General features: G+C 64.4%; 16 protein-coding genes and 1 tRNA gene. 3 read left to right on the forward strand and 14 right to left on the reverse strand.

Annotation, left to right across the window (positions count from 1 at the left end; genetic code table 11):
• Nucleotides 1–227: 227 nt before the first annotated feature.
• Complete coding sequence (gene gluQRS, locus NMQ16_RS18065) at nt 228–1160, reverse strand: tRNA glutamyl-Q(34) synthetase GluQRS (RefSeq protein ID WP_257082368.1); 933 nt, start codon at nt 1158–1160, stop codon at nt 228–230.
• Nucleotides 1161–1206: 46 nt separating this feature from the next.
• Here gluQRS and trxA point away from each other — a divergent pair, with 46 nt between their 5' ends.
• Complete coding sequence (gene trxA, locus NMQ16_RS18070) at nt 1207–1584, forward strand: thioredoxin (RefSeq protein WP_069039597.1); 378 nt, start codon at nt 1207–1209, stop codon at nt 1582–1584.
• 84 nt (nt 1585–1668) lie between these two features.
• Here the strand turns inward: trxA and NMQ16_RS18075 are convergent, their stop codons facing one another.
• The 9 genes from NMQ16_RS18075 to NMQ16_RS18115 form a co-directional block, all read right to left on the reverse strand.
• Nucleotides 1669–2604 (reverse strand): hypothetical protein, encoded by a 936-nt coding sequence (locus NMQ16_RS18075; protein ID WP_257082369.1) that lies wholly within the window; start codon nt 2602–2604, stop codon nt 1669–1671.
• 205 nt (nt 2605–2809) lie between these two features.
• Complete coding sequence (ychF, locus tag NMQ16_RS18080) at nt 2810–3901, reverse strand: redox-regulated ATPase YchF (RefSeq protein WP_257082371.1); 1092 nt, start codon at nt 3899–3901, stop codon at nt 2810–2812.
• Nucleotides 3898–4518 carry an aminoacyl-tRNA hydrolase gene (pth, locus tag NMQ16_RS18085; RefSeq protein WP_257082372.1) on the reverse strand — a complete coding sequence of 207 codons (621 nt, stop codon included), beginning with the start codon at nt 4516–4518 and terminating at the stop codon, nt 3898–3900. The genes ychF and pth overlap by 4 nt, the downstream gene beginning before the upstream one ends.
• A 9-nt stretch (nt 4519–4527) precedes the next feature.
• Nucleotides 4528–5139 (reverse strand): 50S ribosomal protein L25/general stress protein Ctc, encoded by a 612-nt coding sequence (locus tag NMQ16_RS18090; RefSeq protein ID WP_069039593.1) that lies wholly within the window; start codon nt 5137–5139, stop codon nt 4528–4530.
• A gap of 68 nt (nt 5140–5207) precedes the next feature.
• Complete coding sequence (locus NMQ16_RS18095) at nt 5208–6158, reverse strand: ribose-phosphate pyrophosphokinase (protein ID WP_069039592.1); 951 nt, start codon at nt 6156–6158, stop codon at nt 5208–5210.
• Between the two features lie 164 nt (nt 6159–6322).
• Nucleotides 6323–6399: transfer RNA gene (locus tag NMQ16_RS18100), tRNA-Gln, on the reverse strand.
• 54 nt (nt 6400–6453) lie between these two features.
• Entirely contained in the window at nt 6454–7374 is a 921-nt protein-coding gene (gene ispE / locus NMQ16_RS18105) for a 4-(cytidine 5'-diphospho)-2-C-methyl-D-erythritol kinase (protein WP_257082373.1), read from the reverse strand.
• A 10-nt stretch (nt 7375–7384) separates the two neighbouring features.
• A complete protein-coding gene (lolB, locus tag NMQ16_RS18110) occupies nt 7385–7960 on the reverse strand; it encodes a lipoprotein insertase outer membrane protein LolB (RefSeq protein WP_257082374.1) in 576 nt (191 codons plus the stop codon).
• Nucleotides 7961–7974: 14 nt separating this feature from the next.
• Nucleotides 7975–9711 (reverse strand): tetratricopeptide repeat protein, encoded by a 1737-nt coding sequence (locus NMQ16_RS18115; RefSeq protein WP_257082376.1) that lies wholly within the window; start codon nt 9709–9711, stop codon nt 7975–7977.
• A gap of 139 nt (nt 9712–9850) precedes the next feature.
• Between NMQ16_RS18115 and mutM the strand changes: the two genes are divergently transcribed.
• The gene (gene mutM, locus NMQ16_RS18120; protein ID WP_257082378.1) at nt 9851–10663 is read left to right on the forward strand and encodes a bifunctional DNA-formamidopyrimidine glycosylase/DNA-(apurinic or apyrimidinic site) lyase; all 813 of its coding nucleotides are present in this window, start codon (nt 9851–9853) and stop codon (nt 10661–10663) included.
• A gap of 47 nt (nt 10664–10710) precedes the next feature.
• A complete protein-coding gene (locus NMQ16_RS18125; protein WP_257082380.1) occupies nt 10711–12663 on the forward strand; it encodes a dynamin family protein in 1953 nt (650 codons plus the stop codon).
• Between the two features lie 11 nt (nt 12664–12674).
• Here the strand turns inward: NMQ16_RS18125 and NMQ16_RS18130 are convergent, their stop codons facing one another.
• The 4 genes from NMQ16_RS18130 to NMQ16_RS18145 form a co-directional block, all read right to left on the reverse strand.
• Entirely contained in the window at nt 12675–12929 is a 255-nt protein-coding gene (locus NMQ16_RS18130) for a YfhL family 4Fe-4S dicluster ferredoxin (RefSeq protein WP_257082383.1), read from the reverse strand.
• A 1-nt stretch (nt 12930) separates the two neighbouring features.
• On the reverse strand, nt 12931–13431 hold the full coding sequence (coaD, locus tag NMQ16_RS18135; protein ID WP_257082385.1) for a pantetheine-phosphate adenylyltransferase: 501 nt from the start codon (nt 13429–13431) through the stop codon (nt 12931–12933).
• Entirely contained in the window at nt 13428–13961 is a 534-nt protein-coding gene (gene rsmD, locus NMQ16_RS18140) for a 16S rRNA (guanine(966)-N(2))-methyltransferase RsmD (RefSeq protein WP_257082386.1), read from the reverse strand. Before rsmD ends, coaD begins: the two co-directional genes overlap by 4 nt.
• A gap of 104 nt (nt 13962–14065) precedes the next feature.
• Entirely contained in the window at nt 14066–15379 is a 1314-nt protein-coding gene (locus NMQ16_RS18145; protein ID WP_257082387.1) for a pitrilysin family protein, read from the reverse strand.
• Nucleotides 15380–15406: the final 27 nt, after the last annotated feature.

Genomic DNA, 15406 nt, shown 5'->3' on the forward strand with positions numbered 1-15406 from the left:
GGCTTGAAAGCATCGAGCCAGACGTTAACAGCCATCTTCCGTGTTTACAACAACTTGCGTAAAAAAATTTATCTGACAGTGCTAACTGAACGGCATTAGGGCGGAGCGGGGGTTTCGGCGAGCACTCCTCGCCGCCCGCAGAGCCGGCCGGCCATGCAGGGCCGGCAGTGGATCGCCGCTCCCACAAAACCTTCGCCGCTCCCACGACGGCTGCCGCAGCGCGGAAGTCAGCGATCCTGTGCTTCGGGTCCGCCGGCGCACGACGCCAGCCGCCAGTGCCCGATCGCCCACGCGAGCAGGGCGTCGCGACCGGCAGCGATGACTTCCGCAGGCGGCGCGTGATTGAGGAAGCGCAGCGCTTGCGCCAGATCCGGAACGGCGTTGGCGGCTTCGAGCGGTCGGGCCAGCGTCTGCTTCGACAGCTTTTCACCGTGCGCATCCAGCACCAGCGGCACATGCGCGTAGCGTGGCCGCATCAGCCGTAGCGCCTGCTGCAGCAGGATCTGGCGCGGCGTGGAACCCAGCAGGTCGGCGCCGCGCACCACATCGGTCACACCCTGCTCGGCGTCATCCACGACTACCGCCAGCTGATAGGCGCAGAAACCGTCGGCGCGCCATAACACGAAGTCGCCTACATCCGCCGCGACGTCGATGGACTGCACACCGCAGATGGCATCTTCGAACGTGACCACACCGGGCGGCACACGGAAGCGCCAGGCGCGCGGCGGGATGCCGATCCGGTCGCGACAGGTGCCCGGGTAGCGGCGCGTGCCGTCGAGCGACAGTGGCTGGAGCTCCAGATCGCGCCGGGTGCAGGCGCAGGCGAACGCCAGATCCTGTGCGATAAGTCGGTCGAGCGCTGCGCGGTAAAGGCGTGTGCGCAGGCTTTGCCACAACAGCTCGCCATCCCAGTGCAGGCCGAGCGCGTCGAGTTGATGCAGGATGGTATCGGCAGCGGCCTTGCTGCACCGGGGTTCATCGACATCCTCGATGCGCAGCAACCACTGGCCACCGTGCGCGCGGGCGTCCAGCCAGCTGGCGAGCGCCGCGACCAGCGAACCCTTGTGCAAGGGCCCGGTCGGACTGGGTGCGAAGCGGCCGACGTACGGCAGCTGCAACCCCACACGCAGAGCATCCGGGGCGCGACTATCGGCTACCATGCGCCGTCACCCGCAATCGCCCCACCACGACAGCCCAAGGATAACCATGGCCACCCTCGACCTCACCGCCGACACATTCAACACGACGATAGAAAACAATCCGTTCGTCCTCATCGATTTCTGGGCCTCGTGGTGCAGCCCTTGCCGCAATTTTGCCCCGGTGTTCGAAGCCGCGTCGGAGAAGTACCCGGACATCGTGTTCGCCAAGATCAATACCGAAGAGGAACAGGGCATCGCTGCTGAATTCGGCATCCGCTCGATTCCCACACTGCTGCTGTTCCGCGACCAGATCATCCTGTACTCGGAAGCCGGTGCCCTGCCCGCGATGCAGCTCGAACAGCTGATCGAACAGGCGCGCGCGCTGGACATGGACGCGGTCCGCGCCGAGATGGCGGAGACGGCGGCGAAGGAAGCGAAGGGCTGAAATCCGGTCCGTCTTCGCCGGCAGTCTTTTGCGGGCGCAAGCGCGTCGGTTCGCGTCCGTATTGCCGATGCATCAGCGCGGGCGTCATCGGGCGATTTTCAGCTGCCCGGGATCAAGCATCAGGTAGCGGGCACACTGGCCGGCCGAGTGGTCACCATCGTCGCTGACGATGATGATTTTCGGGCGGCTGTCGATGATGGCAGGGCAGATGCCCTCGGCACGTTCGAAGCCTGGCAAGCCGGCGACTTCGACGCGATGTGCGGGCTCGCCTAAAATGCCGCTCCAGAACCAGAGGCGGAAATGCGCTGTTCCGCCCGCCACCGGACCACTGCTGAGCAGGTAGCCACCCAGTGACGGAATGCGCGACAGGCTGCGCAGGCCGTCGCCATCGAGATCGAGGGTGATCAGCAACGGCGCAATGCGCGGAGGCGCCCCGGCGTCGAACATCTCCGCGGTGTTTTCCAAGCTTGCGATCAACGCCCGCCCGTCCAGCAGCGGGCTGCGGAAACCGATCAGCAGGGTCTGGCCATCCGGACCGAATTCCAGTGCCTCGATGTTCAAACCGCCTTCGCGCTTCACTTCGCGCTTTGCGGCAGCGGCTTCGAGCACCGGGTGAGCCGCCAGAAGCGCCGGTTTCAATCCCTTGACGACCCTGGGTGCGACCACCCGACCCGCCTCGATCCGGAAGCGGACCAGCTTGTCGCGCGACTTCCTTTCATCCCCCTCACCATCGCGCGAGTGCGACGTGACGGCGTGGATGTTTCCCGCGTTGTCGAGCGCGATACCTTCCAGATCATCCAGCTTCCAGAAATCGTCGCTGGAATCGAGCCATCCTTCGATCCAGCCGCGTCGCAGCGGTGTGCTGTCGACACCGCCGTCGGGCGCGATACCTACCAGACTGAACGGACGCTGCCTTTCATCTTCGAGCACCAGGAAGCGTCCGTCTTCCAGCTGCTGTATGGCAGACGGCTCGTGGATGCCGGTGAGCGGCAGAAATGCGGGCGTGTCTTGTGCAGTCATGATTTCACGGCCTCCGGCGTCTTGGGGTCACATGAACGCGCGCGGAAGCGTCCGCTGGCGCACCGGACAATCAGGCACGATAGTCTTTCCAGGACACTGCGTGTCGGGTGAGCGCCACGCAAGGCCGCAACAGACGAAAACCCCCTGCAATCCTTCGGATACAGGGGGTTTTCGCGTCTTGCAGGGCGTTGTGGTGGCGAGACCGTCAGACGTTGAACAGGAAGTTCAGCACGTCACCGTCCTTCACCACGTATTCCTTGCCTTCGGCGCGCATCTTGCCGGCTTCCTTCGCGCCGTGTTCCCCCTTGAACGCGATGAAGTCGTCAAAGGCAATGGTCTGGGCGCGGATGAAGCCACGTTCGAAGTCGGTATGGATGACACCCGCAGCCTGCGGTGCGGTGTCGCCCTTGTGGATGGTCCAGGCGCGCACTTCCTTGACGCCGGCGGTGAAGTAGGTCTGCAGTCCGAGCAGGTCGTAGCCAGCGCGGATCAGGCGGTTCAGGCCCGGCTCGTCCAGGCCGAGATCGCTGAGGAAGGCCATCTTGTCTGCGTCGTCCAGATCGGCCAGTTCGGCTTCGATCTTGGCGCACAGTGCGACGACCGGGGCACCTTCCTTGGCTGCGTGCTCGCGCAGGCGGTCGAGGTAGGGATTATTCTGGAAACCGCCTTCGTCAACGTTGCCGACATACATCGCCGGCTTGAGCGTCATCAGGCACAGCGGTTTGAGCAACAGCTTTTCATCCTCGCTCAGTGCCAGCGTGCGCGCGGGGTTGCCGTCATTGAGGTGCGGCAACATCTTTTCCAGCACAGCGCACAGCTTCTGCGCGTCCTTGTCGCCGGCACGCGCCTTCTTGGTATCACGGTTCAACGTGCGCTCGACCACAGCAAGGTCGGACAGGCCAAGTTCCGTCACGATGGTTTCGATGTCGGCGATCGGGTCGACACGACCATTCACGTGCACGACATTTTCGTCGTCGAAGCAGCGCACGACATTCACGATGGCATCGGTTTCACGGATGTTGGCCAGGAACTGGTTGCCCAGGCCTTCACCCTTGCTCGCACCGGCGACCAGACCGGCAATGTCCACGAACTCGACGATGGCCGGCTGGATCTTCTGCGGCTTGACGATTTCCGACAGCGCGGCGAGCCGCGGATCCGGCACCTCGACGATGCCGACATTGGGCTCGATCGTGCAGAACGGGTAGTTCTCCGCTGCAATGCCGGCCTTGGTCAGCGCATTGAACAGGGTGGATTTGCCGACGTTGGGCAGACCGACGATGCCGCATTTGAGGCTCATGAGGGGGTTCCTTGTTTGGGCGGCTTTGCATTGAGCAGGGTGGACACGCGCGTCCAGTCACCGGCCGCGATCAGCGGCCAGGCGTCGAGTGCGCGCCCGATGGCGGCATCGATGTCGCGCTGTTCGTCGGCGCGCGGCCGGTGCAGCACATAGTCGGCGACTTCCGCACCCGGCGCCAGCTGGCGCGGATGGCCGATGCCGATGCGCAGGCGCCAGTAATCGTGGGTGGCCAGATGGGCGCTGATGTCCTTCAAGCCGTTGTGCCCGCCGAGACCGCCGCCGAATTTCAGGCGCAGCTCACCCGGCAATACGTCAAGTTCATCCTGTACGACCAGAATCTCGGCCGGTTCGATGCGGTAGAAGCGCGCGAGCGCGCCGACCGACTGGCCGGACCGGTTCATGAAGGTCTGCGGCAACAGCAGCGTGATGCCGTCGGCACGCGAACTGCCGACAAGGCCGTTGAAGCGCGCTTCGCGATTCAACGTGATGCCGAGCTTGCGTGCCAGCTGCTCACAAAACCAAAACCCGGCGTTGTGCCGGGTTTCGGAATACTCCGGACCGGGATTGCCCAGTCCGACGACCAGCCGGGGCACGGCTTTGGCACCGTTCCCGGACATCGCTTGCGATTACTTCTCGGCTTCGCCGTCGGTGGCGGCCGCTTCGTCGGACTTGGCGCCGCGCGGCAGCGTCAGCGTCACGACGACCGGGTCAGTGCCGTGAACGATGATCTCGACGCCAGCCGGCAGCGGAATCTGCGACACGTGAACCGACTGACCGACCGACAGGCCGGACAGATCGATTTCGAGATACTCCGGCAGCGCGCTGGGCAGGCACTTGATGTCGATTTCGTTCATCACGTGCGATACGACACCGCCCTGCATCTTCACGCCCGGTGCGTTCTCTGCGTTGATGAAGTGCAGCGGCACCTTGGTGTGCAGCTCGTGCGTCAGATCGACACGCTGGAAATCGACGTGCATGACCTGCTGGCGATAGGCGTGCATCTGCGTGTCACGCAGCAGCACCGATTCCTTCTTGCCGCCGACATTGATGGTCAGCACCGACGCGTGGAACGCTTCCTTGCGCAGGGCGTGGAAGATTTCGTTGTGGTCGAGCGTGATCGGCAGCGCCGGTTCTGTGCCACCGTAGATGATGGCCGGCACTTGCGATGCGCGACGCAGGCGGCGGCTCGCTCCGGTGCCCTGTGCTTCGCGCGTGTTCGCGTTGAGTTCGATAGACATGATGACTCCAGGTAGATGAAGCCGCCCGCGACCAGGCGGCTGGGGTGTCCCGCTTCAGAGAACGATGTTCATTCCATGAAAAGGGACGAAACGGATTCTTCGTTGCTGATGCGCAACAGGGTTTCGGCCAGCAGTTCGGCAATCGACACCACGCGGATCTTGCTGCAGGCCTGCGCGGCCGGCGACAGCGGAATGGTGTCTGTGACGACCAGCTGGTCGAGATCGGACTGTTCGATGCGGCTCACCGCCTCACCGGACAGCACCGCGTGGGTGCAGTAGGCCAGCACGCCGGCCGCGCCATTTTCCTTCAGTGCCTGCGCCGCCTTGCACAGCGTGCCGGCGGTATCGACCATGTCATCCATGATGACGCAGGTGCGGCCGGACACGTCGCCGATGATGTTCATCACTTCCGACACATTCGCCTTCGGGCGCCGCTTGTCGATGATGGCCAGATCGCATTCGAGGCGCTTGGCGAAGGCGCGCGCGCGCACCACACCGCCAACGTCGGGCGACACCGCCATCATGTTCGGATATTCCTTCTTCCAGATGTCGCCGAGCAGAATCGGCGTGGCGTAGATGTTGTCTACCGGAATGTCGAAGAAACCCTGAATCTGGTCAGCGTGCAGATCTACGGTCAACAGACGTTGTACCCCCACGGCCTGCAGCATGTTGGCGACCACCTTGGCGGTGATCGGCACGCGCGCACTGCGCGGCCGACGGTCCTGCCGGGCGTAGCCGAAATAGGGCATGGCGGCCGTGATGCGACCGGCCGAGGCACGCTTCAGGGCGTCGACCAGGATCACCAGTTCCATCAGGTTGTCGTTGGTCGGTGCGCCTGTCGGCTGCAGCACGAACACGTCCTTGCCGCGGACGTTTTCGAGAATTTCGACATTCACTTCGCCGTCGGAGAAACGCCCGACCTGGGCGCGTCCGAGCGACATGTTCAGCCGCTTGGCCACATCCGCCGCCAGTTTCGGGTTGGCGTTGCCGGTAAAGATCATCAGGCTGTCGTAAGCCATGCTGCCTCGCGATACGTGGTGAAAGCTCAACTTTAGACCGGACCGGCCGGCACTGCCCGCATCGGCAAGACCACCGATGCTCCGCGAACATCCAGCGGGCTCGTCAAAGCCCTGAAAACAACTCGGGCAGACCCGCATGCGCTGCGAGTCTGCCCGATGCGATCTGGCTGAGGAGGAAGGATTCGAACCTTCGCATGCCGGAATCAAAATCCGGTGCCTTAACCAACTTGGCGACTCCCCAAAACTGCTGCAACGCCTTTACGGCATCGCCCTTCAAAGCTGTACTGCGTCGTTCCTACTGCCCTGCCTTGTCGCCGGTCATTTGCCCGTGCAGCGGATGGACATCAACGCCGCATGCGGCAAATCCAGACCAGCCCTCCGGCCAGCCCGCCGCCAATGTTGCCAGCACCTGTTCAGCTTGCCTCCATGTCGTGCAGTGTGCGAACACACAAGCACCCGACCCGGACATCCGCACATTCTGCTCGCCGACTTCCTCGCCGAGAAGCCGGATCGCCTGCGCCACCGCCGCGAATTTCGTCGCGGCTACGGGCTGCAGATCATTGCGACCAAAAAGTAGTTGCTGAGCAGCGGCCTCAGCAAAGTCCGCTATTTTGCAAGGTTCGGTATTTCGTGTCAATTCCGGCGCTGCGAAAATAAACGGGGTCGGCACCGACACGGCAGGCGCGACGACGACGTAGGCTGCCGCCGGCAGCGAGACCGCCTGCAGCCGTTCGCCGACGCCCTCGGCAAACGCAGATCGACCGAACACGAACACCGGCACATCGGCGCCCAACTGCAGCCCGAGCGCCTGCAGACGCTCCCGTCGAAGATCAAGTCGCCAAAGGTGATTCAGCGCGATCAGCACGGTGGCGGCATCCGAGCTGCCACCGCCCAGTCCGCCGCCCATCGGCAGGCGTTTGTCCAGTTCGATGTCCACCCCTTGAGTGCAGCCGGTTTCCGCCTGCAGAAGTCGCGCGGCGCGCACGCACAGATCATCTTCCGCGGCGACACCCTCCAGCGGCTTGACGCGGCGGACTTCGCCGTCGGTACGCGGCGCAAAGCGCAGTCGGTCGCCGAAATCGAGAAAGCGGAAAGCGGTCTGCAGCAGGTGGTAACCATCTGGCCGACGACCGATCACATGCAGGAACAGGTTGATCTTGGCCGGTGCATCGAGCCAGACGCCCCATTCGACTGCGTGGGTCTCGGCAACACTCATCGGGTGGCACTCACTTCACCGGGCTCCATTCGTCGATCAGGAGCCGGAATGAATGCTCGCCGTCACTCGCTTCGATCAGTCGCGGCAGCGCGTCCGCACTGTCGTCTTCGTACTGGACGAACTCAACCCGCCAGCCGCGTTCCGTCAGGGCGGCAATGCGACCGGCCCCGTCACGCGACATGACCGATGCACCGCCCGGCCGCCCGGTGACCCAGTAGGCGGCACCCGTCAGCGGGATGTCGGCCCCGAACGCGGCGCGCGCCAGTTCGTCCAGCGTGGCCGCACGGGTGACGCGCTGGCCGTCATCGATCAGACGAACGCCGCTGGCATCCCGCGTCAGTTGGGCGAGCACCTTGCCGAGCGGGCCATTGATCTGGAGTTCGTCGCGCTCCTGCGCGTGCTGCCAGTCGAGGCTGGCGGAGGCGGACTGGTCGGGCCCCTTCACGACGAAACGCCCGCTGAGGAAAAACGCAGCGGCGCGTTCATCGCGCGCCATGCTGCGGATCAGCGCATGTTCATCGAGGCTGACAGGCGTCCGCGTGGCGCATGCCGACAGGGTCGCGGCGCACGCGGCAACGAGCACCATGCGAACCGCAGATCTCACGGAACGAAGCGCTTGATCGTCGATTCTAGCGCTGCGTTTTCAGGGTGCTGGGCAGCCACGGCACGCCAGAGTTTCACGGCATCTTCCTTCTGCCCCAGCAGCCATTTCACTTCCCCGAGATGGGCGGCGATCTCCGGATCCGGGCGGATCGAGAACGCGCGTTCCAGGTAAGTCAGCGCGCCATTCAGGTCGCCCCGCCGGAACATGACCCAGCCCATGCTGTCGAGAATGAACGGGTCGTCCGGCGCGAGTTCCAGCCCCTTGGCAATCAGCGTCTGCGCCTCATCCAGGCGGATGTTGCGCTCGGCGAGCGAGTAACCGAGCGCGTTGTAGGCATGCGCATGATCGGGCTTGACTTCGATCAGGCGACGCAGCCTCTGTTCGGCAACCTCGATACGGTTGTCACGCTCGGCAAGCATGGCGGTTTCGTACAGCAGCTCGGGCTGATCCGGCTCCGCTGCCAACGCCGCCTCAAGCACCGCCTCGGCTTCTTCGCCGCGGTTGGCATCGCGCAATAGCTGGAATTCGAGCATGGCCGAACGCGACCTGCTGCCGCCAGGCCGGTCGGCCAGCTGGCGCAGGTGAGCGCGCGCATCCTCGATGCGACCCATGCGGCTGAGCAGAAGCACATAACGCCCTTGCGCACCCAGGTAGTGGTCGCCTTGGCCGACCTGCTGGTACCAGTTCAACGCGTCTTCGTTCTCCTTCAGCTCTTCGGCCAGTTGCGCGAGGTAGAGCTTGACCAGGTTCGGATCCTGGTAGCGCATGCCCAGCAGCTTGGTGAAGTAACCCTGGGCACCCTTGTAGTCCTGGGTCTGCATCGCCAGCACACCGACGGCAAACACCACATCTGCATTGTCCGGCGCGCCGCCGAGCAGGACTTCGAACTGCTTGCGCGCGCCCGCGTAGTTGCGCTCTGCAACCAGCAGGCGGGCGAACTGCATGCGCACTTCACGCGCATCCGGATAGCGCTTGAGGTGCTGTTCCATCAGCTTGCGCGCAGCAAGCTGGTCTGATTCGGCCGTGGCCTGGGCACGCAGCAGCAGCCCGGCTTCCCATTCCGGTCGCAGCTCATTGGCGCGGATGGCCGATTCGAGCGCCCGCTTCGGCTCGCGCGCCACCATGGCCGACTGCGCGCGCGCGAAGTGCGCTTCCGGCAGCGTGAGATAGGGCTCGGTCAGCCGCTCAACCATCCGCATGGCTTCGGCCTTGTCGCTGAGGCGGCCCAGTACCCGGTTGAGCCGGAGCAGGCTTTCTCCGATCTGCGAGCCTTCCTGCGCCAGCAGCGCGAGCAGTTGCGGCTCGAGTTCCTGCGGCCGGTTGGCATTGACCAGCAGGCCGGACAGCATCTGCCGGGCCTGCACCGACTCCGGATCAAGTTCCAGCCAGAGCTGGGCCGCCTGCAGCGCAACTTCACTCTGCCGGCTGAAGGCGGCGATCTCGGCCGCGCGCTTGGCGATGCGCGGATCACGCGTCGACTGCGCCAGATCCATGTAGGCAGACGCCGAAAGCCCCAGTTCGCCGCGTTGGGCCGCGACCTCGCCCAGCAGCAGCTGATAGGTGATCTGGCGCGTCAGTTCGACATCGGGAAGCGGCGGAACATGGGGCGCGACAACCACCGGTTCGGGCTGTTCGGCGACTGCGGCCGTGGCTGACGGCTTGCTGCCGGTCTGGGCGCAGGCGCCAAGCAGAAGCGGAAGTACAAGTGCGAGCAGCAGGGGGCGGGTTGTCATGGGCAGAATCGCCTGGTGGGTTCAGAGTACGCTTGCGCGGTTAAGGCCTTGGAGTACGCCGACCGGAAATCGTTGCAGCCCCCGGCGCGTGATGGTATTCCAAATCCCGATTGGCCGTCGCGCACCTGTCTGTCGTTTCATGCCTGAACTTCCCGAAGTCGAAATCACACGTCGTGGCATCGCCGGCCCTTTGACCGGCCGCCGGATCGACGCCTGCACCATCCGTAACGGCGGACTGCGCTGGCCGGTGCCGGCGCATCTCGCCGGATCCCTGCCCGGACAGACACTGCGCGAAATCGACCGGCGCGGCAAATATCTGCTGCTGCGACTGGACCACGGCACGCTGATCATTCACCTCGGCATGTCCGGCAGCCTGCGCGTGCTGCCGAACGGCGTGCCGCCCGAAAAGCATGACCATATCGATATCGTATTCGGTGACGCCACGCTGCGCCTGCGCGATCCGCGACGTTTTGGCGCCATGCTGTGGCACGACGGACCGGACGCCCGGCATCCCCTGCTGGCCCACCTCGGACCGGAACCTCTGGGCGCCGATTTCAGCGCCGGAGCGCTGGCGGGCGCGCTGGCGCATCGACGCTGTGCGATCAAGCTGGCCATCATGGACAGTGCCGTGGTGGTCGGTGTCGGCAACATCTATGCATCGGAAAGCCTGTTCCGCGCCCGCATCCGGCCCGGCAAGGCGGCGCACCGGCTGACCGGGCCGCAGGTCGCCCGGCTGGCCGACGAAATCCGCCAGACACTGCGCGACGCGCTGGCGGCCGGCGGCAGCACGCTGCGCGACTTCCTGCACACGGACGGCCAGCCGGGATACTTCCAGCAAAGTTATTTCGTCTACGGCCGGGATGGCGAGGCCTGCCGGGTGTGCGGAACAGCCATCCGCAGCCGTCGTCTGGGCAGCCGATCGACCTTCTTCTGCACCACCTGCCAGAGATAGCGCGCGCCGCGTGTGCTAGATTGCCAAGTGATCGAGTGGAGCGCGCAATGAGCATGCAGGAAGAATTATCGGTCTATGGCAGCTGGCGCACGCGCGTCGAGCAGACCATTGTCCGTATCCGCGGCTGGCTCTTCGAAAGCAATCTGAGCGACGCACACAACGACCAGTGCATCGAACAGTTGCTGCTCAAACTGCGCGACGACCGGCTGGTCGTGGCCTTCGTTGCCGAGTTTTCACGCGGCAAGTCCGAGCTGATCAACGCCATTTTTTTCGGTGACCAGGGCGCGCGCGTGCTGCCGTCCAGTTCCGGCCGCACCACCATGTGCCCGACCGAGCTGATGTATGACCCGGTGCGCCCGGCCTGCATCGAGCTGTTGCCGATCGAAACCCGTCGCGGCACGACCACCGTGTCAGATCTGAAAACCCAACCCGGTGCATGGAGACGCCTGCCGCTCGACACCACGTCGGCGGCATCGATGCAGCAGGTGCTCGGCCGGGTCAGCGAACAGCGCAAGGTCGCGATCGGCGAAGCGGAGCAGCTTGGATTCCGCATCGACCTGAGCGGGGAAAACGGCCTGCAGCCGGACGCGAACGGCATGGTTGATGTGCCAGCCTGGCGACACGCAGTGATCAACATGCCGCACCCGCTGCTGCGCCAGGGCCTGGTCATCCTCGATACGCCCGGTCTGAACGCCATCGGTGCCGAACCGGAACTGACGCTGTCGCTGCTGCCCTCGGCGCACGCGGTACTGTTCGTGCTGGGCATGGACACCGGTGTGACTCAGAGCGATCTGTCGGTCTGGAAAACGCATGTCACCGCGGCGGGCGGCTCACGCCAGGGCAGGTTGGCCGTGCTCAACAAGATGGACAGCCTGTGGGATGGGCTGCGTTCGGAAGCGCAGATCGACGCGGAAATCGGGCGCCAGATCGAATCCTGCGCGGCGACGCTCGACCTGCCGGCAAACCGGGTGTTTCCGGTGTCCGCACAGAAGGGCCTGTTGGCGCGCATCCAGCGCGATGGCACACTGCTGGCGCGCAGCCGTCTTCCGCAACTGGAACGCGCGCTGGTCGAAGACCTGCTTCCGGCCAAGCGCGACATCGTCGGCGCAGCGGTCGAACATGACGCAGGCGGCCTGCTCGCCCGCACGCACGACATGCTGATCGGCCAGAAGAAGGCGGTGGATGATCAACTGGCGGAGTTCTCCGACCTGCGCGGCAAGAACCGCGGTGTCATCCAGTACATGCTGAAGCGGGTGCGTGCCGAGAAGGAGGAGTTCGAGCGCGGCCTGGAGCGCTTCTACGCGACACGCAACGTGTTTTCGTCGCAGACCAACACCCTTTTTGCCCATCTGGGCATGGACGCGCTGCGCACCCGCACGGCACAGACCCGCGAGCAGATGGAAAAGGCCAACTTTTCACTGCAGCTGCGTGACGCGATGAATGCCTTCTTCGGCGATGTGCGGGGCAGCCTGCAGCAGTCGGCCGTCAGCATCGACGAAATTTTCCGGATGATGGAAGCGATGTACCAGCGCTTTTCCTCAGAACATGACCTGCGGCTGGGCGTACCGGTGCCGTTTTCGGTCCAGCGCTACGAAAAGGACATCACAAGGCTCGAAAAGGCCTTCCACCAGCAGTTCAACACCTGGCTGAACATGCTCACGACGGAAAAGCGACAGCTTACGCAGCGCTTTTTCGAAACGGTGGCGGTGCAGGTGCGCAAGCACATGGAGGTGGTGAATCGCGATGTCGAGCACTGGCTGCGCGCCATCATGGCGCCGCTGGAAAATCAGGTGCGCGAGCATCAGAAGCAGCTGAAGCGCCGCCTGGAGAGCGTGAAGCGCATCCATGAAGCCACCGATACGCTGGAAGACCGGATCGAGGAACTTCGCCAGAACGGTGTGGCGATCGATCACCAGATCGAGGAATTGGCGCGGCTGCGCGCCGCGCTGGATGCCGCGCTGAAGGCTGCGGTGATACGCGAGATGGACGCCGCCGCCTGAGGCGTGGGCGTTCAGGCCTTGACGGCCGTGAGTATGTGGTACTTCGCCAACAGCTGGTCGTGCGTTTCCTTGCGGTCCGGGTCGAGCGGGATGCAATCGACCGGACACACCTGCTGACACTGCGGTTCGTCGAAATGGCCGACGCACTCGGTGCATTTTCCCGGATCGATCACATAGATTTCCTCGCCCTGCGAAATCGCCCCGTTCGGGCATTCCGGCTCGCATACATCGCAGTTGATGCATTCGTCGGTAATGATCAAAGCCACTTCAGTTGCCTCCACTCATTGCAGCCAGCCTGGCGCTGATACGCGCCAGAACCGAAGGCTGCACAAACTTGCTGACATCGCCGCCCAGTGAGGCGATTTCGCGCACCATGGTGGCCGAGATGAACATGTACTGGTCGGCCGGCGTCAGGAATACCGTTTCGACGTCGGCCCGCAGCGAGCGGTTCATTCCTGCCATCTGGAATTCGTATTCGAAGTCCGACACCGCGCGCAGTCCTCGCACGATGATGCGCGCATCGCAGGTCGCGAGGAAGTCCATCAGCAGACAGGAAAACCCGCGCACCTCGACATTCGCATAAGGCGCAAGAATTTCGCGCGCCATGTCGACCCGTTCTTCGGTTTCGAAAAACGGCCGCTTGGAGCGGCTTTCGGCGACGCCGACAATGACCCGATCGAACATTTCCGCCGCGCGCCGCACCAGATCCTCATGGCCACGGGTGATCGGGTCGAATGTTCCGGGGTAAACCGCAATGGTGCCGTTCATGTTCGTTCCAGCAACTGGTAATGGACTTGCCCGGCCTGCCCTTCGCGCGTCATGCGGAAGTCGCCAAGCATCGGCACTGGATGTTCCGCCTCGCAGTAGATCACCGCGCCTACCGCAGCCAGTGCATCGAGATGCGGGGCCAGCCTGTCGAGCAGGCCGTGCCCGTAGGGCGGGTCGAGAAACAGCACATCGAACTTCCGGGGCGGAGCGAGCACGAATGTTAGCGCATCGCCCCGCACCAGTTTGACCTCGGGTGCGGGCAACTGATCGACCGCCTCGCGCAGGCGGCCGAATGCGCGCGCGTCGCGCTCGACCAGGGTGACCGATTCGGCGCCGCGCGACGCCGCTTCGAAACCGAGTACGCCGGACCCTGCGAACAGGTCCAGACAGTGCTGACCGCTCAGGTCCTGTCCGAGCCAGTTGAACAGTCGCTCTCTGACCGCGTCCGGCGTGGGCCTGAGGCCGGGCACGCCCGCCACGGGCAGCAGGCGGCTGCGCCACCGGCCGCCGATGATGCGAATGCGTGACATGACCGCAATTCTAACCGCGGGGGCGTCTCCTGCAGGCCGTATCACCCCGGAAGAGCGGACACCACCGGGCGCAGATGCGCATCCGCATCCACGACCGCCTCCCGTCAGTCACCCGCGACGATCACCCGCACGATATTGTCAGCCGACAAGCGGCGCTGGAAAGCGTCTTTCACCTGCGCCGCGGTCACCGCTTCGGCGCGCCCGGGAAACTTCTTCAGCCAGTCGAGCGGCAGGCCATAGAAGCCGATGACGGCGAGACTGTCGAGCAGCTTGCGATTGCTGTCCAGCCGCAGAGAGAAGCCATCGACCAGATTGCGTTTGGCGGCCCGCAACTCGTCTTCGGTCGGCCCCTTGGCGATGAAGGCAGCCAGCGTTTCATCGACCACCTTCAGCGCGGCGGCAGCCTGGCTGCGCTCGGTCTGCAGGCCGATCTGGAAGGGTCCGAGCTGGCGCTGCGGGTTGAAATAGCTGTAGACGCTGTACGCATAGCCCCGCTTTTCGCGCACTTCCTTGGTCAGTCGCGACACGAATCCGCCACCACCCAGGATGTAGTTGCCGACCTGAAGCGGGAAGAAGTCCAGGTCGCCGCGCTGCAATGCCGGCTGACCGACGAAGATGTGACTCTGGTTGGCCGGGTGGGCGATGTTTTCGGTTGTCGCCTGCGGCAGCGTCACCGCCGGAATCGGCGCGAGCGGCTCGCCCTGCGGCAGATCGCCGGTCAGTTGCACGGCAATCGCTTCTGCCTGCTCGCGGGTGACGTCACCGACGATCGACACGACGGCGCGCGGCGCGACATAGTGCGTGCGATAGTGGGCGAGCAGATCGTCGCGACTGATCGCGGTGACCGATTCGATGGTCGGCGTGCGACCGTACGGATGGTCGCCGTACAGCGCACGGGCGAAGCGCTTGCTGCCGATTGCGTCCGGCTTCGTGTCCGCCTCGCGCAGACCGGAAATGGCACGCGCCTTTTCGCGTTCCAGCACGGCAGCCGGAAACTCGGGCCGCGTCAGCAGGGTGTGCAGCAGCGCCAGTGAACCTTCGCGCTCGCGAGCACTGGAGAGCGTACGCAGCGACAGGCCGGCACGATCGTTGTCGGCCACGCCGCCCAACTGGGCGCCCAGATCGGTGAATCGCTCGGCCAAGGTGTCCTCGTCGAGACCGCCCGCTCCGGTGTCGAGCAGACTTTGCGTCATCGAGGCCACGCCGCTCTTGCCTTCCGGATCACGCGCCGCGCCGGCGTCGAAATCGACCTGGACGTCAAGGATCGGCAGCACACGGCTTTCGACGAAATACACCCTGGCGCCGTTGGGCGCCACCCAGTGCTGGATATCGATGTTTGCTGCGGCCGGCAAAGCGGCAGCGGCCGCGACGAGCATGAAGGCAAGGCGCGTCAGCGCGTTGCGGAAAGTTGGGTTCATCCGGTTCCCCTGCTTGAAATCGATGGG

The organism is Methyloversatilis sp. XJ19-49 (genome assembly GCF_024580145.1).
GTDB lineage: Bacteria > Pseudomonadota > Gammaproteobacteria > Burkholderiales > Rhodocyclaceae > Methyloversatilis.